The organism is Rhizobium sp. SYY.PMSO, assembly GCF_046840415.1.
Taxonomy (GTDB): domain Bacteria; phylum Pseudomonadota; class Alphaproteobacteria; order Rhizobiales; family Rhizobiaceae; genus Rhizobium.
The window spans coordinates 1,827,441-1,850,995 of sequence record NZ_CP177349.1 but is presented as its reverse complement, the minus strand read 5'-3'; the positions used below and the strand labels follow the sequence as shown (position 1 = coordinate 1,850,995).

Sequence of the window (23,555 nt, the reverse complement as noted above, 5' to 3'; positions counted from 1 at the left end):
AATTCGCTTATGTTTGACAATCTTTTTGGTTCGGAAACGACGAAACGTGACGGCGGCGAAATCTTCGACGCCTTGCGAAAGGCGGCAAGCGAGCGAATCCTTGTGCTCGATGGTGCGATGGGCACGCAGATTCAAGGCCTTGGCTTTGACGAGGATCAGTTTCGCGGTCATCGCTTCATAGGCTGCGCCTGCCATCAGAAGGGCAATAACGACCTCCTCATCCTGACCCAGCCCGATGCGATCGAGGAGATTCATTATCGCTACGCCAAAGCCGGCGCCGATATACTGGAGACCAATACCTTCTCGTCCACCAGCATCGCGCAGGGCGACTATCAGATGGAAGGGGCGGTCTATGACCTCAACAAGGAAGGTGCGGAAATCGTTCGCCGCGCGGCTATTCGTGCCGAGCGCGAAGATGGCAAGCGCCGTTTCGTCGCCGGCGCCATCGGCCCGACCAACCGCACCGCGTCCATTTCTCCCGATGTCAACAATCCCGGCTATCGTGCGGTTACGTTCGATGACCTGCGCCTGGCTTACAGCGAACAGATCGACGGTCTGATCGATGGCGGCGCCGATATCATCCTGATCGAAACGATCTTCGACACCTTGAATGCCAAGGCGGCGATCTTTGCCTGCGAGGAGCGTTTCGAGGCCAAGGGCATACGCCTGCCGATCATGATCTCGGGCACGATCACGGATCTTTCCGGCCGTACCCTGTCAGGCCAGACGCCGTCTGCGTTCTGGAATTCCGTTCGTCACGCCAGCCCTTTTACCATCGGCCTCAATTGCGCGCTCGGCGCCAACGCGATGCGGCCCCACCTGCAAGAGCTGTCGGCGGCGGCGGACACATTCATCTGTGCCTATCCCAATGCCGGTCTGCCGAACGAATTCGGCCAGTATGACGAAACGCCCGAGATGATGGCGTCGCAGGTGGAGGAATTCGCCCGGGAAGGACTCGTCAACATCGTCGGCGGCTGCTGTGGCTCGACGCCGGAGCATATTGCTGCGATCGCCGCGGCCGTCGCGAAGTATCCGCCGCGCAAACTTGCCGAGCACCGCCCTTTCATGTCGCTCTCCGGTCTCGAACCGTTCGAATTGACCAAGGACATTCCGTTCGTCAACGTCGGCGAGCGTACCAACGTCACCGGCTCGGCAAAATTCCGCAAGCTGATCACCAATGCCGACTATACGGCCGCGCTTGCCGTTGCCCGCGATCAGGTCGAGAACGGCGCGCAGGTCATCGATATCAATATGGATGAAGGCCTGATCGATTCCGAAAAGGCAATGGTGGAGTTCCTGAACCTCATCGCCGCCGAGCCGGATATCGCCCGCGTTCCCGTGATGATCGACAGTTCGAAGTTTTCGATCATCGAGGCGGGTCTGAAATGCGTACAGGGCAAGCCGATCGTCAATTCCATCTCGCTGAAGGAAGGCGAGGAGAATTTCCTCAAGCAGGCTCGATTGATGCGCATGTATGGCGCGGCCGTCGTCGTCATGGCCTTCGATGAGAAGGGCCAGGCAGATAGCTATGAGCGCAAGGTCGAGATCTGCTCGCGCGCCTACAAGCTGCTGACGGAGGTAGCGGGCCTGCCGCCGGAAGATATCATCTTCGATCCGAACATCTTCGCCGTCGCGACGGGTATCGAAGAGCATAATAATTATGGTGTCGATTTCATCGAGGCGACGAGAACGATCCGTCAGACGATGCCGCTGGTCCATATTTCCGGTGGTGTGTCGAATCTTTCTTTTTCGTTCCGAGGCAACGAACCGGTCCGCGAGGCCATGCACGCCGTATTCCTCTACCACGCCATTCAGGCGGGGATGGATATGGGTATCGTCAACGCCGGTCAGCTCGCCGTTTACGACAATATCGATCCGGAATTGCGGGATGCCTGCGAAGACGTCGTTCTCAATCGCCGGCCTGACGGCACAGAGCGCCTGCTCGAGATCGCCGAGCGCTTCCGCGGCGCCGGTGCCAGAGAAGCCAAGGCGCAGGATCTTTCCTGGCGGGAATGGCCGGTCGAGAAGCGGCTCGAACATGCATTGGTCAACGGCATCACCGAATATATCGAGGCCGATACCGAAGAGGCGCGTCAGGCCGCACAGCGGCCGCTGCATGTCATCGAGGGCCCTCTGATGGCCGGCATGAACGTGGTCGGAGACCTTTTCGGCGCAGGCAAGATGTTCCTGCCGCAGGTGGTGAAGTCAGCCCGCGTGATGAAGCAGGCCGTTGCCGTGCTGCTGCCTTATATGGAGGCCGAGAAGCTTGCCAATGGCGGTGACGGCGAGCGACGGGCGGCCGGCAAGGTCCTCATGGCGACCGTCAAGGGCGATGTGCACGATATCGGCAAGAATATCGTCGGCGTCGTGCTTGCCTGCAACAACTACGAAATCATCGATCTTGGTGTCATGGTGCCGGCAACCAAGATCCTGGAGACTGCTGTCGCCGAGAAAGTCGATATCATCGGTCTCTCCGGGTTGATCACGCCGTCCCTGGATGAAATGGTGCATGTCGCTTCCGAAATGGAACGGCAGGGCTTTGATATCCCCTTGTTGATCGGCGGCGCCACCACCAGCCGCGTGCATACGGCCGTGAAGATTCATCCGAGCTATCATCGCGGGCAGACGGTTTACGTCACGGATGCCAGCCGTGCCGTCGGCGTCGTATCGGCATTGCTGTCGCCCGAAGCGCGCCAAGGGTACATCGATACCGTCAGGGCCGAATATTCCAAGGTTGCCGCCGCCCATGCCCGGAGCGAAGCCGAGAAGGTTCGCCTACCGATCGGTAAAGCGCGCGAAAATGCGGAGAAGGTGGATTGGTCGAGCTACACGCCGGTCAAGCCGCAGTTCTTCGGGACCAAGGTGTTCGAGAATTACGATCTTGCCGAGTTGGCGAAATACATCGATTGGACGCCGTTCTTCCAGACCTGGGAGCTCAAGGGGCGTTTCCCGGCTATCCTCGATGACGAAAAGCAGGGCGAAGCGGCGCGCCAGCTTTACAGCGATGCGCAGGCCATGCTGGAAAAGATCATCGCGGAAAACTGGTTCCGTCCGCGGGCGGTCATCGGTTTCTGGCCGGCAGGTGCGGTCGGTGACGATATCAGGCTGTTCGCGAATGAGGGTCGTACCGAGGAGCTCGCTACTTTCTATACGCTGCGTCAGCAGCTGTCGAAGCGGGACGGCCGTCCGAACGTCGCTCTTTCCGACTTTGTCGCGCCGGTTTCCAGCGGCGTGGACGATTATGTCGGTGGCTTCGTCGTTACCGCGGGTATAGAGGAGGTCGCGATCGCGGAGCGTTTCGAGCGAGCCAACGACGATTACTCCTCGATTCTCGTCAAGGCTCTGGCCGACCGTTTTGCCGAAGCCTTTGCCGAACGGATGCACGAGCGGGTGCGGCGGGAGTTCTGGGGCTACGCCGCGGACGAGAATTTTTCGAGCGAGGAGCTTGTGCTGGAAGCCTATGCCGGTATCCGCCCGGCGCCCGGTTATCCTGCGCAACCTGACCACACCGAGAAGGACACGCTTTTCCGTCTGCTGGACGCCGAAGCCGCGGTGGGCGTGAAGCTCACGGAAAGCTACGCCATGTGGCCGGGCTCGTCCGTTTCGGGCATCTACATCGCCCATCCGTCCGCGTATTATTTCGGCGTTGCCAAGGTCGAGCGCGATCAGGTCGAGGACTATGCCACCCGCAAGGCGATGCCTGTGGTCGAGGTGGAGCGCTGGTTGGGCCCGGTTCTCAACTATGTGCCGGCGAAACGCGAAGCAGCGGTTGACGACGCAGCCTGATTGTCAGTCGTTTCAAGGAGTTGAAGCGTTTCCCTCGGAATATGATTCCGCATGCCAAGGCCGCCCCTGCTACTCAGCCGGGGCGGCCTTTTTTTGATTCGTGGATTGGAGTTAGTTCGCGCCTATCGTCAGTTCCGCAACGAAGTCATAGGCGTCTCCGCGATAGAGCGACCGGGTGAATTCCACCGCGCGACCGGAACCGAGATAGGAGATGCGTTCGATCGAAAGGCCGGCGGCTCCGACGGGAACCCCCAGCAGTTCCGCGTCGGCTTCCTTCATGTTGGTTGCGGAGATGCGCTGAACGGCACGAACCGGGCGCACCTGGCGTTTTTCCAGTTCCGCATAAAGCGATGTCGTCACTACCGACGGATCCGGCAGGAATTCGCCCGAGACGCTGGCATGCTCGATCGCAAGCGGCTGATCATCGGCAATGCGGAGACGGCTCAGCCGGGAAACTTTGGTGTCGGCTGCAAGACCGAGAATCATCATTTCATCAGGCGAGGGCGTATGGATACCCTTATGCAGCCATTCGGAACGGGCGGTCATCCCGCGTCGCGCCATATCTTCGGTAAACGAAGTAAGCTGCGATAGGCGCTGTTCTACCTTGGACACAGGTTTTGCGACGAAGGTGCCGGAGCCGTGGCGGCGGACGAGAATCCCTTCCGCCACGAGGTCGTCGATCGCCTTGCGTACGGTCACGCGGCTGACTGCGGCAAATTCGGCGATATCCCGCTCCGGCGGCAGCGCATCTCCCTGCTTCAGCCTTCCGACCTTCACAGCCTCTTCGAGCGTGCGCCGCAGTTTGACATAAAGGGGGCCTGTGCCACCTCCCGAAAGACGCTCGGGCGAGAAGATCGCGCTCAAATCTTCGGTCATGCCTTGTTTTCCTCTCCACCCCGCAGCAATTTTGCCGCCAATTCCACGGCGCCGCGCAAAACATCGCCCTTGGGTTCGGCGAGAATCGCCTTGTGGCGCTCATCAAGCCAGGGGCGATAGGCTTGGGCAAGGCCACCTAACAGGCAGATCGAAGGGCATTCGGGCCAAAGCAACGCGTCCAGGCTCTTGGTTATGGCGTCTGCTGCCATCCTGACGATATCGACGGCGACGACATCCTCCATTCCGGCATATTCGAACACGATCGGCGCGTAGCGGGCAAAATCCTTGGGCTTGGATGCATGCGCGAATTCGACGACGCGTTCGGGATCGTTGCCATATTCGTCCATGACGACTTTCGTCAGTGCCGAGCCTGTCGCCACCGTATCATGTGCCAGCAGAGCTCGCTCGAGCAGGTCGCGGCCCAGGCGAGCGCCGCTGGCCTGATCGCCGATGACAAAGCCCCAGCCGCCGATCCCCCAGCTCCTGCCGTCGCGGCGAGCATTGTAAACGGAACCGGTGCCGAAGGCTCCGATCACTCCATCAGCATCGCCGAGCGCGCCCTGAAGCGCGATCGTCGCGTCGGTGACGACGCGGGTGCTCGCAAAAGGCAATGCCCCTTCGACCCGCTTGCCATAATTCCCCACATTGGCACCGGCCGTTCCGATCACAGCGGGCAGCCTGTTCACCAGATCGGAATCCAGCCCGGCATCGGTCAGCGCGTGCCTCGCCGAGGCGACGATATGGATCAGCGAGCTCTCCAGGTCGGACAGGATGTTTGCAGCGCCGGCCTTGCCGGTGCCGAGTACCCGTCCTGCGCCGTCTATGATGGCTGCCCGGCAACTCGTCCCGCCGCCGTCGATACCAATTGCAAATTGCCCCATCGTGCCTCCGGACGCCGCCAATTCCCCGTTTTTCTATACAATACCAAAAAAATACCATTTACCAATAGGCGCGGCATTCATTTTTGCGAGTTTGTATCTATTTGAAATATAATAATAAAATTTACGATCGCAATAATTTTGTGTCCAAATGTTAAAATCGGCTGGACAATTGGTATTTTTTTGGACTTAATTCTCCGCAAGGGAACAATGCGAACAAACCTTGGCAAGGCCGGCAGAAGAACAATAGCCGCCAGGTGAGGCGGAAAGGCGCGCATCTCGCCGTCGTCTCAAACCGTTCGGATCAGGAGGATCTCGCTTCGGCGTTCGTCATGAATTTCCCGCATGGTTCTTGCAGCGTCTCCGCACGGTGGAGGCAGACGGCAAATGATCGGGCCGACCAGGCTATGCCTTTGAAGCCTTTTGCATAGGGGATCGGCAATATTGGCGATTCCTACGGAGTGCTGACCGTTTCCTCGAACAGGCCAGCGGATTTTCAGATCGAAAACAGCGCCTCGCTAGTGGCGCGGAAAACAGGAGAGGGAAATGAAAACCAATGTTCTGAAAGGCTTGCTTCTTGCATCGAGCCTGCTGACCTCGGTCAGCCTGGCACATGCTGCCGATGTGACTTTGACGGTTGAAAGCTGGCGTAACGACGACCTGCAAATCTGGCAGGAGAAGATCATCCCGGCTTTCGAAGCGAAGAATCCGGGCATCAAGATCGTCTTCTCGCCGACGGCTCCGACCGAATACAACGCGTCGTTGAATGCTAAGCTCGATGCTGGCTCCGCCGGCGACATCATCACCTGCCGCCCCTTCGACGCTTCGCTCGACCTCTTCAACAAGAAGCATCTCGTCGACCTGACGAGCCTGCCGGGCATGGAGAATTTCTCTGCCGTTGCCAAGGCTGCATGGTCGACGGATGACGGCAAGTCGACCTTCTGCGTGCCGATGGCTTCGGTTATCCATGGCTTCATCTACAACAAGGACGCCTTCGACAAGCTCGGCCTGAAGGTGCCGGCGACGCGCGACGAGTTCTTTGCTCTGCTCGATAAGATCAAGGCTGACGGCACCTACATTCCGATGGCCATGGGTACGAAGGACCTGTGGGAAGCCGCAACCATGGGCTACCAGAACATCGGCCCGAATTACTGGAAGGGCGAGGAGGGTCGCAAGGCTCTGATAGCAGGCACGGAAAAGCTGACGGACGCTCCGTGGGTCGATCCCTACAAGGAGCTCGCCAAGTGGAAGCCCTATCTCGGCGACGGCTTCGAAGCCCAGAGCTATTCCGATAGCCAGAACCTCTTCACGCTCGGCAAGGCTGCGATCTATCCGGCCGGTTCCTGGGAAATCGCTCTGTTCAACACCCAGGCCCAGTTCAAGATGGGCGCCTTCCCGCCGCCGGTCGCAAAGGCTGGTGATACGGCCTACATTTCCGACCATCCGGACATCGGTGTCGGCCTGAACGCCAAGAGCGCCCATCAGGAAGAAGCCAAGAAGTTCCTGAGCTGGGTCGCTTCGGACGAATTCGCCTCCATCTACGCCAATTCGCTGCCGGGCTTCTTCAGCCTGAACTCGCATCCGGTGAAGATGAGCGATCCGCTCGCCCAGGAATTCGTCTCCTGGCGCAACGATCACAAGTCGACCGTGCGTTCCACCTATCAGATCCTGTCGCGCGGCACGCCGAACCTGGAGAACGAGACCTGGACGGAATCCGCAAACGTGATCAACGGCACGGACACCCCGGAACAGGCTGGCGAGAAGCTGCAGAAGGGTCTCGACAGCTGGTACAAGCCCGGCAAGTGATAATTGCCTGAATGCGGGCGAGGGGCCTTCCGGGCACCTCGCCCTTTTTGGCTGCAGCGATATTTGGATGGGCGATTTCTCGCCCATGCATTCGACACGCCCGTCGTTGTTTCCATCCGGCCGCAGGGCTGGAGCGAGGGCGGATTTGAACCTTCGAGCTGCCGCCGTCCGGCAGCCAAGAAAAACAGGCAGAAAGCCATGAGCGACGCCGCGACATCAGATGCCCTTGAGGTCACGCCGATCAGGCGCCCCAAGCGTTGGCACATCCTCGTTTTCCTTTTCCCGGCCTTCGTCGTCTACACGGCGGTCATGATCCTGCCGCTGATCGAGACCTTGCGGCTGTCGCTTTACAACGTCGTCGACAATCAGCCGGTCTTTGTCGGGCTGAACAATTTCAAGGTTCTGTTCGGCGATGAGCGCTGGTCGCATGATTTCTGGAACGCGCTGCGCAACAACCTGATCTTCTTCGCCATTCATATGTGCGTGCAAAATCCGATCGGTGTCGCGCTGGCAGCACTGCTCTCGCTGCCGAAGCTGCGCTTCGTCGCCTTCTACCGCACGGCCATTTTCCTGCCGACGCTGCTTTCCTTCGTCGTCGTCGGCTTCATCTGGAAGCTGATCCTCTCGCCGCTTTGGGGCGTTGCGCCGGAATTGCTGAGCGTGATCGGCCTCAAGTCGCTGTTTGCGCCCTGGCTCGGCAAGCCGAGCACGGCGCTGATCGCCGTCGCCCTCATCTCGGTCTGGCAATATGTCGGCATTCCGATGATGCTGATCTACGCCGCCCTGCTCAACATTCCCGAAGAGGTCATCGAGGCTGCCGAATGTGACGGCATCACCGGCTGGAGCCAGTTCTGGAAGATCAAGCTGCCGTTGATTTTGCCGGCGATCGGCATCATATCGATCCTGACTTTCGTCGGCAATTTCAATGCCTTCGACCTGGTCTACACAGTGCAGGGCGCCTTGGCGGGACCGGATGGCTCGACCGACATTCTCGGCACGCTGCTCTATCGCGTCTTCTTCGGCTTCCAGCTGCAGCTCGGCGACCGCTCGATGGGGGCGACGATCGCGACGGTGATGTTCCTGATCATCCTGGCCGGCGTTTCCTTCTATCTTTTCATCGTCCAGCGGCGCATCCGCCGTTACCAATTCTGAGGAGCGGCGACCCATGTCCAAGGCACGCACTTCCCTTGTCCGCACCGGCCTCGTGCATCTGGCGCTCATTGCCTATACGCTGGTTGCCATTTTCCCGGTGTTCCTGACGGTCATCAATTCCTTCAAGGATCGCGCGTCGATCTTCCGTGCGCCCCTGAGCGTCCCGACGCCATCTTCCTTCAGCATGATCGGCTATGATACCGTTCTGAAGCAGGGGGATTTTCTGACCTATTTCCAGAACAGTTTCGTCGTGACGATCGTCTCGATCGTTCTGACCCTGCTGTTCGGGGCGATGGCGGCTTTCGCGCTGTCGGAATACCGTTTCCGCGGCAATACCGTCATGGGGCTCTACCTGGCGATCGGTATCATGATTCCGATCCGGCTCGGCACGGTCGCCATCCTGCAGGGCATGGTTGCCGCCGGCCTCGTCAACACGCTGACGGCGCTGATCCTCGTCTATACCGCACAGGGGCTGCCACTTGCGATCTTCATCCTGTCGGAATTCATGCGGACCGTTTCGGATGACCTCAAGAATGCTGGCCGAATCGATGGTCTCAGTGAATATGCCATCTTCTTCCGTCTCGTTCTGCCGCTGGTTCGTCCCGCCATGGCGACGGTTGCGGTCTTCACCATGATCCCGATCTGGAACGACCTCTGGTTCCCGCTCATCCTGGCCCCGAGCGAGGCGACCAAGACGGTGACGCTCGGATCGCAGATCTTCATCGGCCAGTTCGTCACCAACTGGAATGCGGTACTGGCAGCCCTGACGCTCGCCATCCTGCCGATCCTCGTCCTCTACGTCATCTTTTCGCGTCAACTCATTCGCGGCATTACATCCGGAGCAGTCAAGTGAGTGCAACCCAGAAGCCAATCCGCGTTCTCGTTGCCGGCCTTGGCAACATGGGCCGCAGCCATGCACTGGCCTATCACAACAATCCGGGCTTCGAGATCGTCGGCCTCGTCAATCGTTCCAGGCCGGAATTGCCGAAGGAGTTGCAGGGATATGCGATCCATCCGGATTTCGAGACGGCATTGAAGGAGCTGAAGCCGGATCTTTGCTCCATCAACACCTATTCCGACAGCCATGCCGATTTCGCCGTCATGGCCTTCGAGGCGGGTTGCCACGTCTTCGTCGAGAAGCCGCTGGCGACAACAGTCGAGGATGCCGAACGCGTCGTTGCGGCGGCAAAGAAGGCAGGCAAGAAGCTGGCGATCGGCTACATCCTGCGCCACCATCCCTCGTGGATGCGATTGATTGCCGAAGCGCGCAAGCTCGGAGGCCCCTATGTCTTCCGCATGAACCTCAATCAGCAATCGAGCGGCCCGACCTGGGAGACGCATAAGGCGCTGATGCGCACGACTTCGCCGATCGTCGACTGCGGCGTGCATTATGTCGATGTCATGTGCCAGATCACCGATGCCAAACCTGTGGAGGTGCGTGGCATGGGCTTGCGTCTGTCGCAGGAGATCAAGCCGGACATGTACAACTACGGCCATCTGCAGGTCATTTTCGAGGATGGTTCGGTCGGCTGGTACGAGGCCGGCTGGGGGCCGATGATTTCGGAGACGGCCTTCTTCGTGAAGGATGTGATGTCGCCGAACGGGTCGGTCTCGATCGTCATGGACCAGAACGCCAAGTCGGACGACATCGACATGCACACGAAGACGTCCGTGATCCGGCTTCATAGCGCCGAGACAGGTCCGACCGGCCAGTTCATCCGGCCGGATCAGGACCTGCACATGGACGGCGAGCCGGGTCATCAGCAGCTCTGCGACTTCGAGCAGGCCTTCATGCTGAAGGCCATCCGGGAGGATATCGACCTCAATCGCCATATGGCCGATGCCGTTCAATCGCTGCGCATATGCCTCGCCGCCGACGAGAGCGTGCGCACCGGCAAGCCCGTTTATCTATAAGGAAAAAAGACTGTGGGATCGCTCCAACTGAAATCCATCCGCAAGGCCTATGGCTCGCATGACGTGCTGAAGGGCATCGACCTCGAAGTGAAGGATGGCGAGTTCGTCATCTTTGTCGGTCCTTCCGGCTGCGGCAAGTCGACCCTTCTGCGCAGCATCGCGGGCCTCGAAGACGTGACTTCGGGAGCCGTGCTGATCAACGGCCAGGATGTCACCGTGACGCCGCCCGCCAAGCGCGGGATCTCGATGGTCTTCCAATCCTATGCGCTCTATCCGCATCTGACCGTCAAGGACAATATGGGGTTGGGTCTCAAGCAGGCCGGAACCGCGAAAGCCGAAATCGACAGCCGGGTCGAAAAAGCTTCGGGCATGCTGTCGCTCGAGCCTTATCTTGCCCGCCGGCCATCCGAGCTCTCGGGCGGTCAGCGCCAGCGCGTCGCCATCGGCCGCGCTATCGTGCGCGAGCCGGAGCTTTTCCTTTTCGACGAGCCGCTCTCGAACCTGGATGCGGCGCTGCGCGTGCAGACGCGCCTTGAAATCGCTCGGCTGCACCGCAGCCTGAAGGCAACCATGATCTACGTTACCCACGACCAGGTGGAGGCGATGACGCTGGCGGACAAGATCGTCGTGCTCAACGCGGGCGCGATCGAGCAGATCGGTTCGCCGATGGAGCTCTACAATCGCCCGGCCAACACCTTCGTTGCCGGTTTCATCGGCTCGCCGCAGATGAACTTCATTCCGGCCGACCGGCTCGGCGAAAATGGCGCCAAGACCATTGGCATCCGTCCCGAACATATCACGCTGTCGCGGGATCAGGGCACCTGGGCCGCCAAGGTCATTCATGTCGAACACCTCGGCGCCGATACGATCATCTATCTCGAATCCGAGACTACGGGTCTTCTGACCGTGCGTCTCTTCGGCGAGCATAAGTACGAGCCGGATGACATGGTTCATGCGACGCCGGATACGAGCCATATGCATCGCTTCGATGCGAATGGCCAGGCAATCCGCACATAGGTAAACTTGATCATTTCTTGAGAAGGGGCTCCGCTTCGGCGGGGCCCTTTTTTATTTGCCTTCACGTAAAAGTCCGGTCGTCCGGATGAATTCATCCGGTTGTCATGTCGGGCCGTTATACGGGGATCGGTCAACTGCCAACAGCGAGCACATCATGACAAACTCAGCCTCCATTTATGCAACCTGGCACACGGAACCACAGGGCGATATCGCGATGGCGGAATCGCATAGCCCCTATTGGCGACACTTCATCGAGACGGTGCCCGAGCGTGATTTTTCTTCCAGAACCATCCTCGATTTCGGCTGTAATCGCGGCGGTTTCCTGCGGCTGCTCTATGCCATGCGGCCGTTCCGTCACGGCGTCGGTATCGATATTGCCTCGGAATCGGTAGCCGCTGCGGTCGAGGCAGCCGGCAACATGCCGCTGCGGTTCCATGTGACGACGGACCTGTCCCCCTTTGCCGACAGCTTCGATGTGGCCTTTAGCTACGAGGTCGTTTATCTGCTGCCGGACCTGGAACGGCATGCCGAGCAGATGTTTCAGGTCTTGCGCAATGGCGGCGTCTATTATGCCGTGACCGGATGCCACAATGAAATGCCGCTCTGGTCCAAGTGGAAAGACCTCATCGGTGGAAACAGCAATGCCCCGGTGCAGGATCGCTCGCCACAGGATTATATCGATGCCTTTGCAGCGGCCGGTTTCGATGTCTCCGTCAAGCGCTTCGGCTATGACGGTTTCGTTCGTGCGACCAAGGACCGGAAATATTATCCGAGCATTCTCGATGCCCTGAGCTATCCGGCGGAATACAAGCTGTTGTTCAGGCTCGAAAAGCGCGTCTGACATGGAGACGATCGATCGAAAGGGTGGTAGCGCCCTCTGGCATCAGATCGGAGAGATCCTGGCGGCTGACATCGCCGCCGGGATCTTTGGCCCCGGTGAAAAATTGCCGACCGAACCGGACCTGATGCGGCGTTTCGGCGTCAGCCGCTTCACGGTACGACAGGCGCTTGGGCATCTGGAACACCGTGGGCTGGTTCGTGCCGAACAGGGGCGGGGCACCTTCGTCCACAAGGGGGTTCTCGATTACTCCCTGTCCAAGCGAACCCGCTTTTCCAAGAACCTGATCGAGCAGGGTTTCGAACCGGGCGGCGAGTTGCTTGTTCACGAGATCGTGCCGGCGGGTGAACGTGTCGCTGCTTATCTGAAGCTTGCCGCAGGTGCCTCGGTCATCCATCGGCGCGGCGTGATGACGGCCGATGGTGTGCCCATCGAATTGGGCGATTCCTATTATCCCGCGGACCGCTTTCCGGATTTCGACAAAGCACGGTTGCAATATGAGACGATCTCCGCGGCTCTCGCGAGCTACGGCGTGACCGACTACGAGCGGCTATCGACGGAGATCGAGGCGCGCATGCCGACCGCGGAAGAGGCCCGGCTTCTGCGGCAACCGAAATCAGCCCCTTTGCTGATCACCCGCAAGCTGGACGCCGATGTGAACGGGGTGCCGATCACCTATTCGGAATCGATGTGGTCGGCAGAGCGGATCACCTTCAATGTCGATCTGCGATAGGTGGACCGGATTGCGTCGGCCGAACTCTTCTCAGCGGTGCGAGAGGATATTGATGACCTTGCCGAAGGGGTCGCGGACATAGAAACGGCGGACGCCCCATGGTTCGTCCGTGAGGTCGTAGAGGATCCCGAAGCCCATGGTCGTTGCGCGGTGATATAGCGTATCGACATCGTCGACCTCGATCGAGAGATCGGGGACGATCGTACCTGAACCACCTTCGCTGGCGACACTGACTTGCGGAACCGTCGGTGCCTCCGAGGCGAAGGTGAGGATCCAGCCGTGATCCATGACGACGTCGAGGCCGAGCAGATCATGATAAAAGAGGCGGGCGGTATCGGGATCGGCGGCGGACAGGTTTGGGATGATGCGTAAGACGGTCACAGACGTTTCTCCCTGGTGGATATGGAGGCGGGCCGAGACCGCGCGCCTCCACCAATGTAGCTCAGACCGTAACTGCGGGAAGCAGCTTGGCGCGCTCGGCAAGAATATGGCGGCAGGCGCTGGCAAGCTCACGGCCCTTGATGATGAAGTGCTCCTTGAAGAACTGGATATGCGCTTCCGATTCCTGGAAATGATGCGGCGTGAGAACCGCCGAGAGCACCGGCACGCCAGTATCGAGCTGGACGCGCATCATCGCATCGAGAACCGTGTTGGCGACAAACTCATGGCGATAGATGCCACCGTCGACAACGAAAGCGGTGGCGACGATCGCCGAATAGCGGCCGTTGCGGGCAAGCGTCTGCGCATGCAGCGGGATTTCCAATGCGCCGGGTACGTCGAAGATATCGATCGGCGAGGCGCCTTCCGTCGTCTGCCACTCGGCAACGAAGGAATCGACGCAGCGATCGACGATATCGGCGTGCCAGCGAGCCCGGATCAGCGCAACGCGGCTCGGCTGGGTAGAAATCGAAATGGTCATGAATTTTGCCTTTCAAGGGTTGCTGTCAAATATCCCTTGGGCGAACACGCAGAATGACGACACCCCTCGCGCGGCGGAGGGTGCGATCCGGCTTGCTCTCTTCCATCCGGACTATACCGTCGGCTCCGGCTTCTCACCGGATCTGCTGACCCTTCCGAACACGGAAGGCGCTCGCGGGCTCGGAGAAGACCTCCATACCGCCGGTGGGGAATTGCACCCCGCCCTGAGAACGAGTGGACTATAAAATCATTTGCGCAACGAAATCAAAGAAAAACGCCGGGCATTTCGCCCGGCGTTCGCAAATATTTTTCCAAAGCCGTCCCTCAATGCGAGGCGTGCCGTCAATCCTGAATGACCAGCAGGTCGGATGAAGCGAAGCGCAGCGTCACCTTCTCGCCGACGCTGGGCGGCATCATTCCGGGACTGTTGAACATGTCGAAGGAAATGGTGTTGCCGGCGACGTTCATGCGGGTGCGGATGACCGAGCCCAGGAAATGCGCCGAGGAGACTTCGCCCGTCAGGGCGGTGTCACCCTTGGCCGATTCCGCCAGCGAACCGGCTTCCGGACGCAGGGCGAGGGATACCGTGTCGCCCGGCTTGTAGGCCGTGACCGATTGCTTCAGGGTAATGCCCTGATCGCCGATCATGATGCGGTTGCTATCCGGATCGACGACCTTGCCCTCGATCAGGTTCAGCGTGCCGACGAAGGAGGCCACGAAGCGGGTGGCAGGGGTATTGTAGATTTCGAAGGGCGTGCCGATCTGATCGGCGCGGCCGGCATTCATGACGACGATGCGGTCGGAGATCGACAATGCTTCTTCCTGGTCGTGCGTCACGAAAACCGTGGTGATGCCGAGTTGCTGCTGGATGGCGCGGATTTCCTCGCGCAGCGAGATGCGAATCTTGGCATCGAGAGCGGATAGCGGCTCGTCGAGCAACAGAACCTGCGGCTTGACGGCAATGGCGCGGGCAAGCGCCACGCGCTGCTGCTGTCCGCCCGACATCTGGTAGGGGTAGCGGGCGGCGAGGTGATCGAGCTTGATGAGAGCAAGCATTTCCTTGACGCGCTTGTCGATGTCCGGCTTCGACATGCCGGCGACCTTGAGGCCGAAAGCGACGTTGTCATGCACGGTCATGTTCGGAAACAGCGCATAGGCCTGGAACACCATGCCGATGTTGCGCTGGTTCGGCTTCAACGCCCGCTGGTCCTTGCCGTTGATCATCAAGGTGCCGGCCGTCGGGGTCTCGAAACCGGCGATCATGCGCAGCACGGTCGTCTTGCCGCAGCCCGACGGTCCGAGGAAGGAGACGAATTCGCCCTTCTCGATGTTCAGGTTGAAATCGTGAACGACCTGAACGTCGCCGAAGGATTTCTTGATGTGGGTGAGTTCGAGAAAAGCCATGGTGAGAAGCCTTATGCCTTAATCGGAGCGGATTTTGAGAAGCGGGAAACAAGCTGCAGCAAGCCCATGCTGAGCCAGGTGACGGCAAGTGCGATGATCGCCAAGGCCGAGGGCTCATAGGCTCTGTTGGCACCCATCAGCTGCATATAGGGTCCGAATGCCGGACGATTGAGCAGCGACGCCATGGTGAATTCGCCCATGACGATAGCGAGTGTGATGAACGCTCCGGAAAGCACACCGCTCATGACATTTGGAAAGATGCATCTGAACATGATCGTTGTCCATTTTGCACCAAGACTTTCGGCTGCTTCCGTCAGCGTGCCGACATCGATGGTACGCATCGCCGTATCGACGGAACGATACATATAGGGCAACGATAACACAATGTAGGAGCACACGAGCAGAATGTTCGTTGTCGTGTTGTAACCCGTCAGCGGCAGGATCGATGAGGAGTTATAGAGGCGCAGATAACCGAAGACGATCACGATGGCGGGGATGACCAGCGGCATCAGCGTAACGAATTCAACCAAAGGGCGGATCTGCGGCAGGCGCAGCCGCACCCAATAGGCTGTGGGCACGACGAGAAGCATGCCGAAAATGATGGTCAAAAGAGCCATCAGCATCGAAAAGCCGAAGGCGGTTATGAAGCCGAAGTCTGAAAAGACCGAGGCATAGGCATCGAAGCTGTAGGCGTTGCGCCGCATGCGCAGCGAAAATTCCAGCGTGCCGATGAGCGGCACCAGGAAATAAATGAGACCGATCGTAACCGCGATCCAGGCAAAGAGTTTTTGCAACTTCATTTTTGCCACCGTTCAGCGCGTATGCGCATCAAGATATAGATGACATTCGAAACCCCGGTGATGACGATCATGCCGAGCGCCAGCGCATAGCCGAGATTGGCATTGTGCAGCACGTCGCCGCGGATTTGCGCATAGAGCACGATCGGAACGATATTCAGCGAACTGCCGGTGAGCGCAATCGCGGTGGCGATGGCGCCGAAAGAATTGGCGAACAGCAGCAGCGTGGTGCCGAGCAGGCTGGGCCAGAGGATAGGCAAGGCGACCATGAGCCAATATTGCCGGCTGGTCGCTCCGAGGATGGAGGCGGCTTCGCGCCATTCCTTTTTCATGCCGTCGAGTGCCGGCGTAATGATCAGCACCATCAGCGGGATCTGAAAGTACATATAGGTGATGGTGAGGCCGAAGAAGCTGAGCAGATTGAAGCCGGTCGAGTAAAGGTTCAAACCGAAATGGGCGAGCAATATGGTGACAAGGCCCTGACGGCCTAATGTCGCGATGAACGAAAAGGCCAGCGGCACGCCGGCGAAATTGGACGCCACGCCCGAGAAGGTCAGAAAGCCATGGCGGATCCAGGTCGGAAGACCGCCGAGGACCAGTGCCCAGGCGAGATAAAAGCCTATGATCGCACCGCCGAGCGCCGAGGCGACCGAAATCTTGATACTGATCCAATAGGCGCTCATGATCGTCGGCGTGAACAGATCGCCGATATTCTTCAGGGTCAGGCTTCCGTCAGGCGTCAGAAACGCGCCCGCGATCAGATAGATCGTGGGAAGAATCAGAAACAACAGCGCGAAGATCAGGAAGGGAGCGATACCCAGCCAATCGACAACCGCGCGCTTGTTGATCATGGAAGTGGAACTGACCGTTGATGTTGTGGCGATGCTCATGATTAGCCCGATCCGCGGCGTCAGAAAAACGGAAAACCTCCCCGCCGAAGCGGGGAGGCCATGTTGGAGTCGGTTACTGTACGTTCGAACCGACGACGGAATCCCACTTCGTGGTGATCGCGGTGTTGCCGGTGTTCTGTTCGTCGAGCGTCGGGAATACGGCCTTTTCATAGGCGGCAGCCGGCGGCAGCTTGTCGAGCAGTTCCTGTGGGATCTTCTTGTTCTTCGCCAGGTCGTTGAAGCGGATCGGGTGGCAATAGCCCTTCAGCCAGCCGACCTGACCTTCGTCGGAGTACAGGAATTCCATCCAGAGCTTGGCGGCGTTCGGATGCGGGGCGTAGGCGGAGATCGCCTGCACGTAAACGCCGGCGATAACGCCCGAAGCCGGAACCGTAACGTCAACCGGCGGGTTGCCGTTCAGGCTGTCGCGCCAGGACAGGCCGTTGTAATCCCACGCGATAACGATCGGGGTCGCACCCTGAGCGAGCGAGGCGGACTTGCCGATGACCGGAACGAAGTTGCCGGCCTTGTTCAGCTTGGCGAAGTAGTCGAGACCGGCGGCGCCGATCTTGGCGGCATCCTTTTCGCCGGCAGCCAGGCCAGCGGCGTAAACGGCCTGAACGGCCTGGTTCGAGGTGCGCGGGTCGCCTGCGAGCGATACGGTGTTGGCGTATTCCGAATTCTGGAGGTCAGCCCAGTCCTTCGGCGGGTTCTTCACGACGTCCTTGTTGGTGACGAAGGAGAGAACGCCGTAGTAGTCGCCGTACCAGTAGCCTTCGGAATCCTTGGCGCTATCCGGAATGGAGTCCCAGGTGGAGACCTTGTAAGGCTGCAGCAGGCCTTCCTTCTTGGCGGTCGGGCCGAAGGAGAGGCCGACGTCGATCACGTCCGGAGCCTGCGGGCCGGTGTTGCCCTTGTTGGCGCGGATTGCCTCGACTTCATCGCCCGAACCGGCATCCGGGTTCAGTTCGTTGACGTCGATGCCGTATTTTGCCTTGAACGCAGCGATGAGATCGCCGTAACCGCACCAGTTGTGGGGCAGCGCGATGGTGGTCAGCGTGCCTTCCTTCTTGGCGGCGGCGATCAGGTCGGCGCTCGGCTCTGCGGCCGCGATGGCGGTCGAGGCGACGAGCATCGCGGTAGAAATGGTCAGAAGACGATGAACTTTCGAGATCACTGTATTTCCTCCTTCTGGGTTTTCAGTGTCTGGCGTTGCTGTTAATGACGTAACATGAAGGTTGTGTGACGGCTTCAAAGCGTTGCGTTTACTGACAACGCATATGATTTTCTTCTAATCGACAAGTATGTCAGCCGCTGCATTTCACACCGCCCCATGGCATGTTATTTCGTGCTTTCTTTTCCCCTCAGCTTAGTTTGCGAAATAACTTCGTTTGTTCGAAAAGACCTTCCAGCGTTTTCATGCGCTCGCTTGTCTCGTCCCATGTCGAGCTTTGCACGGCTTCGATCAGGGCTTCGACGATGAAGAGGGTGACGACGGACGAATCCCACGCCGAGGGCGCCTCGATCTGCACGCGAAACGTGTGCTTTGCATGTTTTGCCGCCGGTGTTGCCCACTGGTCGGTAAAGACGATGATTTCGGCGCCGCGCCTGCGGGCGGCGGCGGCCAGATTGACCATTTCCTGCTCGTAGCGCCTGATATCGAATATGATGAGCAGATCGCCGGGGTTCATGTTCAGGACATATTGCGGCCAGGCGCTGGAATTGGAAGAGAGCAGCGTCGTGTTCGGCCGGATGACCTGCATATGGGTGAAGAAGTACTCGGCAAGCGCCCCCGTGATGCGGCCGCCCACGAAATAGAGCCCGCGTTTTCTTTCCGACAGCAAGGTGGCGACGTTATCGAAAGTCGCCACGTCGATATCCGACAAGGTCTGGCGCAGATTGCTCATGATGGCATCGGCGAAACGATTGAGGATATGCGTTCCCGGCGCATTCGATGCCCAGCGATCGTGCTTCGTCAGCGGGTTGGAGATGGTCGCTTCGACTTCCTGATGAAGATGCGACTGGAAGTCCGGATAGCCCTTGTAGCCGAGCTTCTGCACCATGCGCGCGACCGTCGGGGTCGAGACGCGGGCATTTTCGGCGACCGTCGTGATACTCCCCAGCCCGGAAACGGGATAGTTGTCGAGCAGGCTCTTGGCGAGCTGCCTTTCGGCGCGCGTCAGCGTGTCAAAGCGCGCGTTGATCACGTCAGAAACTGTCTTTGACGCATGGTTCACTCGATTTTTGCTCCCCGGTACGGTCTTATGCCGCTTTCCTGTCACGATATAACAACGCTGTCACATTTCGAGTCAATGTCACAAATGAAGAAATAATTTCAGTTTCCAGTTGACAGCGGCGAGAAGCTGAAGAATTCTTTTCTTATAAAGATTTTATTAATCGGCAGTGGGGCGTCTCCGATGCTTGCTCAGCAAGGCATTTTGACGAAGGCGGACGGCGATTGTGTCGCGGTTGAAAGACCGGACGGAGACAGTGCGGTTTTGCTCATCTGCGAGCACGCCTCCCGCGCCTTGCCGGAACGGTTCGGCGATCTCGGGCTTTCCGCCGAGGCGCTTGCCAGCCATATCGCCTGGGATCCAGGCGCGCTCGCAGTGGCAAGAAAAATATCCGCGGCCCTGAATGCGACTTTGGTCTTTCAGCGCTTTTCGCGCCTGATCTACGATTGCAACCGGCCGCCCGAAAGCGCCGGCGCCATGCCGGAGACGAGCGAGATCTACACGATCCCCGGCAACCAGCACCTGGGCGAAGCGGACAGGCAGGCGCGCACGGACGGGCTCTACATACCGTTCCACGACCGGATACGCAGCCTGCTGACGGAGAGGGCGGCGCGCGGACAAAAAACCGTGATCGTGACGATCCATAGCTTCACGCCGGTCTATAACGGCAAGCCACGGGCCGTAGAGCTCGGCATTCTGCATGACGAAGACCGTTGGCTGGCCGATCGCATGCTGGATGCAGCGGCCGACGCGCCGCTCTATCGGACCGAACGCAACCAGCCCTACGGGCCTGAAGATGGCGTCACCCATACGCTGAAGCTGCATGGGCTTGCCAATGGCCTGCACAACGTAATGATCGAGGTCCGCAACGACCTCATTCGAGATGACGTCGGCCAAGGGGTCATGGCCGATTATCTGACGGGGCTTCTCCAGAGCAGTCTGGAAGCCGGAACATAAAAAGAAAAAGACCCCGGGGAGCAGCTCAACTGCGATCAGGCCGCATAGCGACGCGTCTGCGGCTTATGTGACACGAGGTTCTCCGCAATCCCGCGGACGACCGGGCTTTAGGGGGAATGACATGTCTGACTATACAGACTTAGACAAGAAGCAGGATGTTCAAATCCTGCACTCCATGGGCTACGCTCAGGAGCTGGAACGGCGCATGAGTTCGTTTTCGAATTTCGCCGTGTCCTTCTCGATCATCTGCATTCTTTCCGGCGGCATCAATTCGCTTGCCCAGGCGACATCCGGTGCAGGCGGTATTGCGATCGGCATCGGATGGCCTGTCGGTTGCTTCATTTCTCTGGTCTTCGCCGTGGCGATGGCGCAGATCAGCTCCGCCTATCCGACCGCGGGCGGCCTCTATCACTGGGGCTCGATCCTCGGCAATCGCTTTACCGGCTGGCTGACGGCCTGGTTCAACCTTCTGGGTCTCGTCACGGTTCTGGGCGCGATCAACGTCGGCACCTATTATTTCTTCATCGGTGCCTTCGGTGGCTATTTCAACATGACCGACACCACGGTCCTGCGTATCGTGTTCCTGGTGATCATCACCGGCCTTCAGGCGCTCGTGAACCATATGGGTATCGGTCTCACGGCGAAGCTCACGGACTTTTCCGGCTATCTGATTTTCGCGACCTCCGTCCTTCTGGCGGCGGTGTGCCTGATTGCCGCGCCTTCCTTTGACTTCGCCCGGCTTTTCACCTTCACCAATTATTCCGGCCTGGCGACGGTCGCCGCCGACGGCACGGCAACGGGGGCGCCGGTCTGGCCGCAGGTTTCCAGTTTCTGGGTCTTTGCCCTGGGTCTCCTGCTGCCGATCTATACGATCACCGGCTATGACGCCTCCGCCCACACCTCGGAAGAAACCGTCAAGGCTGCCCATTCCGTCCCGCGCGGCATGGTGTCGTCGGTGCTGTGGTCGGCGCTGTTCGGCTATATCATGCTTTGCTCGTTCGTACTCATGCTCCCGAATATGGACGATGCCGCCAAGCAGGGCTGGAACGTGTTCTTCTGGGCCATGGATGCGCAGGTCAATCCTGTCGTAAAAGACATCCTGTACGTGCTGATCTTCATCAGCCAGTGGCTGTGCGGCCTTGCGACGGTGACGTCGGTTTCCCGCATGATCTTTGCCTTCTCGCGCGACGGCGGTCTTCCGGCATCCAAGGCCCTTTCCCGGGTCAGCCCGAAATACCGCACGCCGGTTGCCGCGATCTGGACGGGGTCGATCCTTGCCGTGCTGTTCGTCTGGGGTTCGTCGCTGGTATCGATCGGCGATACGCCGGTCTACACCATCGTCGTCTCGTGCACCGTCATCTTCCTGTTCTTCTCCTTTGCGATCCCGATCACGCTCGGTCTCTTCGCATGGGGTACGGCGAAATGGGACAAGATGGGTCCATGGAACCTCGGGGAAGGGCTGTTCAAGCTGTTTGCCGTGCTGTCGATCATCGCAATGATCATCATCTTCGTCCTCGGCATCCAGCCGCCGAACGACTGGGCCGGCATCATCACCGTCGGCTTCCTCGTCCTGACGGCCATCGTATGGTTCGGTTTCGAGCGCCGCCGCTTCAAGGGCCCGCCGATCGGCGATGCGATTGCCAAGCGCAAGGCCGAGATCGCGGCAGCGGAAGCCGCTGTCGGCGAGAAGTAAGCTCGGGCGTATCTTTTCAAGCAACGGGGTCGCAGACCTGCGACCCTTTCTCCGGTGACGATGGCGCTGCAAACGGGCTAATTTCCTGTGGCGTTGTTCTGTCGACCGATGTTTCAATTTATTGTTCAGGCGGACCAATTATGAGCAGCAGCTATACGTTCGACGACCTCAAACGGGATGTGGCCGAAGGGCGCATCGACACTGTTCTGGCATGTCAGGTTGACATGCAGGGCCGGTTGATGGGCAAACGCTTCCAGGCGGAATTCTTCATCGACAGCGCCTGGAAGGAAACGCATAGCTGCAACTATCTGCAGGCGACCGACATCGAGATGGAGACGGTCTCCGGCTACAAGTCCACGAGCTGGGAGAAGGGATACGGCGACTATACGATGAAGCCGGATCTTGCCACGCTTCGCCGCATCCCCTGGCTCGAGGGCACCGCACTGGTGCTTTGTGACGTGCTCGACCATCACACGCATGAGGAAGTGGCGCATTCGCCGCGCGCGATCCTCAAGAAGCAGGTCAAGCGCCTCGAGGCGATGGGGATGAAGGCCTACATGGCCTCGGAACTCGAATTCTTCCTTTTCGACCAGAGCTACGATAGCGCCCGGGAATCCGGCTATCGCAACCTCAATCTGGTCAGCGGTTACAACGAGGACTACCACATCTTCCAGACCACCAAGGAAGAGGACGTGATGCGGGCGATCCGCAAGGGCCTGCAGGGCGCCGATATCCCGGTCGAAAACTCCAAGGGCGAGGCCTCGGCCGGCCAGGAGGAAATCAACGTCCGCTATGCCGACGCGCTGACCATGGCCGACCGTCACACGATCATCAAGAACGGCTGCAAGGAGATTGCCTGGTCGAAGGGCAAGGCCATCACGTTCCTAGCGAAGTGGAACTACAACGCCGCCGGCAGCTCGTCGCATATCCATCAGTCGCTATGGAGCGCCGACGGCAAGACGCCGCTGTTCTTCGACAAGGGCGAAGACCATGGCATGACCCCGCTGATGAAGCATTATGTCGCGGGTCTTTTGACGCACGCCAGCGAAATCACATATTTCCTCGCGCCCTATATCAATTCCTACAAGCGCTTCGTCGCAGGCACCTTCGCGCCCACCAAGGCGATCTGGAGCACCGACAATCGCACCGCCGGGTATCGCCTGTGCGGAGCCGAGACCAAAAGCATCCGCATCGAATGCCGCGTCGGCGGCTCCGATCTCAATCCCTATCTTGCCTTCGCCGCCTTGATCGCTGCCGGCCTCGACGGCATCGAGAACAAGCTCGAACTGGAAGCGCCCTTCGTCGGAGATGCCTATGGAGCGCGCGAGGTTCGTGAGATCCCCCGCACCCTGCGCGGCGCGACCGAGGCGCTGACCAATTCGAAGATGCTGCGCGCCGCCTTCGGCGACGATGTCATCGATCACTACACCCGCGCTGCCGAATGGGAGCAGGAAGAGTATGATCGTCGCATCACCGATTGGGAAGTGGCGCGCGGATTCGAAAGAGCGTAAGGCTTTTGCGATCTGCCTCGCGCCCGATTTTCATTCTATGGTCGGGCCGGGGCGCCAGGATGTTTTCCTGCCTGCCGGATTCTCGCGGAAGAGTGGCGGCACGGTGCGGAATATCCGGCAATCAATTGATGATGAAAAAACAGGAATTCGA

The 23,555-nt window shown here is 59.2% G+C and carries 20 protein-coding genes and 1 riboswitch; of the genes, 11 read left to right on the top strand and 9 right to left on the bottom strand.

The window, feature by feature from the left end:
- The first annotated feature begins 9 nt into the window (after positions 1-9).
- Entirely contained in the window at positions 10-3,786 is a 3,777-nt protein-coding gene (gene metH, locus ACJJVH_RS08910) for a methionine synthase (protein ID WP_412065110.1), read from the top strand.
- Positions 3,787-3,897: 111 nt separating this feature from the next.
- On the opposite strand, the gene ACJJVH_RS08905 is transcribed toward metH, so the two are convergent.
- Positions 3,898-4,662 carry a GntR family transcriptional regulator gene (locus ACJJVH_RS08905; protein ID WP_112798087.1) on the bottom strand — a complete coding sequence of 255 codons (765 nt, stop codon included), beginning with the start codon at positions 4,660-4,662 and terminating at the stop codon, positions 3,898-3,900.
- On the bottom strand, positions 4,659-5,543 hold the full coding sequence (locus ACJJVH_RS08900) for a BadF/BadG/BcrA/BcrD ATPase family protein (RefSeq protein WP_113392218.1): 885 nt from the start codon (positions 5,541-5,543) through the stop codon (positions 4,659-4,661). Before ACJJVH_RS08900 ends, ACJJVH_RS08905 begins: the two co-directional genes overlap by 4 nt.
- A 543-nt stretch (positions 5,544-6,086) precedes the next feature.
- Here ACJJVH_RS08900 and ACJJVH_RS08895 point away from each other — a divergent pair.
- The 7 genes from ACJJVH_RS08895 (at position 6,087) to phnF (ending at position 13,000) form a co-directional block, all read left to right on the top strand.
- Positions 6,087-7,346, top strand: coding sequence for an ABC transporter substrate-binding protein (locus ACJJVH_RS08895; protein WP_112798083.1), 1,260 nt, complete (start codon positions 6,087-6,089; stop codon positions 7,344-7,346).
- Positions 7,347-7,544: 198 nt separating this feature from the next.
- Positions 7,545-8,498, top strand: a complete 954-nt coding sequence (locus ACJJVH_RS08890) for a carbohydrate ABC transporter permease (protein ID WP_112798211.1) — start codon at positions 7,545-7,547, stop codon at positions 8,496-8,498.
- Between the two features lie 13 nt (positions 8,499-8,511).
- Positions 8,512-9,351 carry a carbohydrate ABC transporter permease gene (locus tag ACJJVH_RS08885; protein ID WP_412065109.1) on the top strand — a complete coding sequence of 280 codons (840 nt, stop codon included), beginning with the start codon at positions 8,512-8,514 and terminating at the stop codon, positions 9,349-9,351.
- A 47-nt stretch (positions 9,352-9,398) separates the two neighbouring features.
- Entirely contained in the window at positions 9,399-10,412 is a 1,014-nt protein-coding gene (locus ACJJVH_RS08880) for a Gfo/Idh/MocA family protein (RefSeq protein ID WP_412065151.1), read from the top strand.
- A 12-nt stretch (positions 10,413-10,424) separates the two neighbouring features.
- Positions 10,425-11,429 carry an ABC transporter ATP-binding protein gene (locus ACJJVH_RS08875; RefSeq protein WP_113385851.1) on the top strand — a complete coding sequence of 335 codons (1,005 nt, stop codon included), beginning with the start codon at positions 10,425-10,427 and terminating at the stop codon, positions 11,427-11,429.
- A gap of 154 nt (positions 11,430-11,583) precedes the next feature.
- Complete coding sequence (locus ACJJVH_RS08870) at positions 11,584-12,270, top strand: class I SAM-dependent methyltransferase (protein WP_113369679.1); 687 nt, start codon at positions 11,584-11,586, stop codon at positions 12,268-12,270.
- A 1-nt stretch (position 12,271) separates the two neighbouring features.
- Positions 12,272-13,000, top strand: coding sequence for a phosphonate metabolism transcriptional regulator PhnF (gene phnF, locus ACJJVH_RS08865; RefSeq protein ID WP_113423000.1), 729 nt, complete (start codon positions 12,272-12,274; stop codon positions 12,998-13,000).
- 30 nt (positions 13,001-13,030) lie between these two features.
- Here the strand turns inward: phnF and ACJJVH_RS08860 are convergent, their stop codons facing one another.
- From ACJJVH_RS08860 to ACJJVH_RS08830, 7 genes are all read right to left on the bottom strand, one after another.
- Entirely contained in the window at positions 13,031-13,381 is a 351-nt protein-coding gene (locus ACJJVH_RS08860) for a VOC family protein (protein WP_412065108.1), read from the bottom strand.
- A 61-nt stretch (positions 13,382-13,442) separates the two neighbouring features.
- Positions 13,443-13,919 (bottom strand): 6,7-dimethyl-8-ribityllumazine synthase, encoded by a 477-nt coding sequence (locus ACJJVH_RS08855; RefSeq protein WP_112798070.1) that lies wholly within the window; start codon positions 13,917-13,919, stop codon positions 13,443-13,445.
- Between the two features lie 90 nt (positions 13,920-14,009).
- A riboswitch (FMN riboswitch) is annotated at positions 14,010-14,154 on the bottom strand.
- A 106-nt stretch (positions 14,155-14,260) separates the two neighbouring features.
- The gene (locus ACJJVH_RS08850; protein WP_113356620.1) at positions 14,261-15,322 is read right to left on the bottom strand and encodes an ABC transporter ATP-binding protein; all 1,062 of its coding nucleotides are present in this window, start codon (positions 15,320-15,322) and stop codon (positions 14,261-14,263) included.
- An 11-nt stretch (positions 15,323-15,333) separates the two neighbouring features.
- Positions 15,334-16,122: an ABC transporter permease gene (locus ACJJVH_RS08845; RefSeq protein ID WP_112798066.1), complete on the bottom strand. Its 789-nt coding sequence runs from the start codon at positions 16,120-16,122 to the stop codon at positions 15,334-15,336.
- Entirely contained in the window at positions 16,119-17,009 is an 891-nt protein-coding gene (locus tag ACJJVH_RS08840; protein ID WP_112798064.1) for an ABC transporter permease, read from the bottom strand. The genes ACJJVH_RS08845 and ACJJVH_RS08840 overlap by 4 nt, the downstream gene beginning before the upstream one ends.
- 73 nt (positions 17,010-17,082) lie before the next feature.
- Positions 17,083-18,186: an ABC transporter substrate-binding protein gene (locus ACJJVH_RS08835; protein WP_112798062.1), complete on the bottom strand. Its 1,104-nt coding sequence runs from the start codon at positions 18,184-18,186 to the stop codon at positions 17,083-17,085.
- 187 nt (positions 18,187-18,373) lie between these two features.
- On the bottom strand, positions 18,374-19,246 hold the full coding sequence (locus tag ACJJVH_RS08830) for a MurR/RpiR family transcriptional regulator (RefSeq protein ID WP_113356622.1): 873 nt from the start codon (positions 19,244-19,246) through the stop codon (positions 18,374-18,376).
- A gap of 180 nt (positions 19,247-19,426) precedes the next feature.
- Here ACJJVH_RS08830 and ACJJVH_RS08825 point away from each other — a divergent pair, with 180 nt between their 5' ends.
- The 3 genes from ACJJVH_RS08825 (at position 19,427) to ACJJVH_RS08815 (ending at position 23,404) form a co-directional block, all read left to right on the top strand.
- Positions 19,427-20,200 carry an N-formylglutamate amidohydrolase gene (locus tag ACJJVH_RS08825; RefSeq protein WP_412065107.1) on the top strand — a complete coding sequence of 258 codons (774 nt, stop codon included), beginning with the start codon at positions 19,427-19,429 and terminating at the stop codon, positions 20,198-20,200.
- 121 nt (positions 20,201-20,321) lie between these two features.
- The gene (locus ACJJVH_RS08820) at positions 20,322-21,893 is read left to right on the top strand and encodes an amino acid permease (RefSeq protein ID WP_113356624.1); all 1,572 of its coding nucleotides are present in this window, start codon (positions 20,322-20,324) and stop codon (positions 21,891-21,893) included.
- Positions 21,894-22,033: 140 nt separating this feature from the next.
- Positions 22,034-23,404, top strand: coding sequence for a glutamine synthetase family protein (locus ACJJVH_RS08815; RefSeq protein ID WP_113369683.1), 1,371 nt, complete (start codon positions 22,034-22,036; stop codon positions 23,402-23,404).
- Positions 23,405-23,555 lie beyond the last annotated feature (151 nt).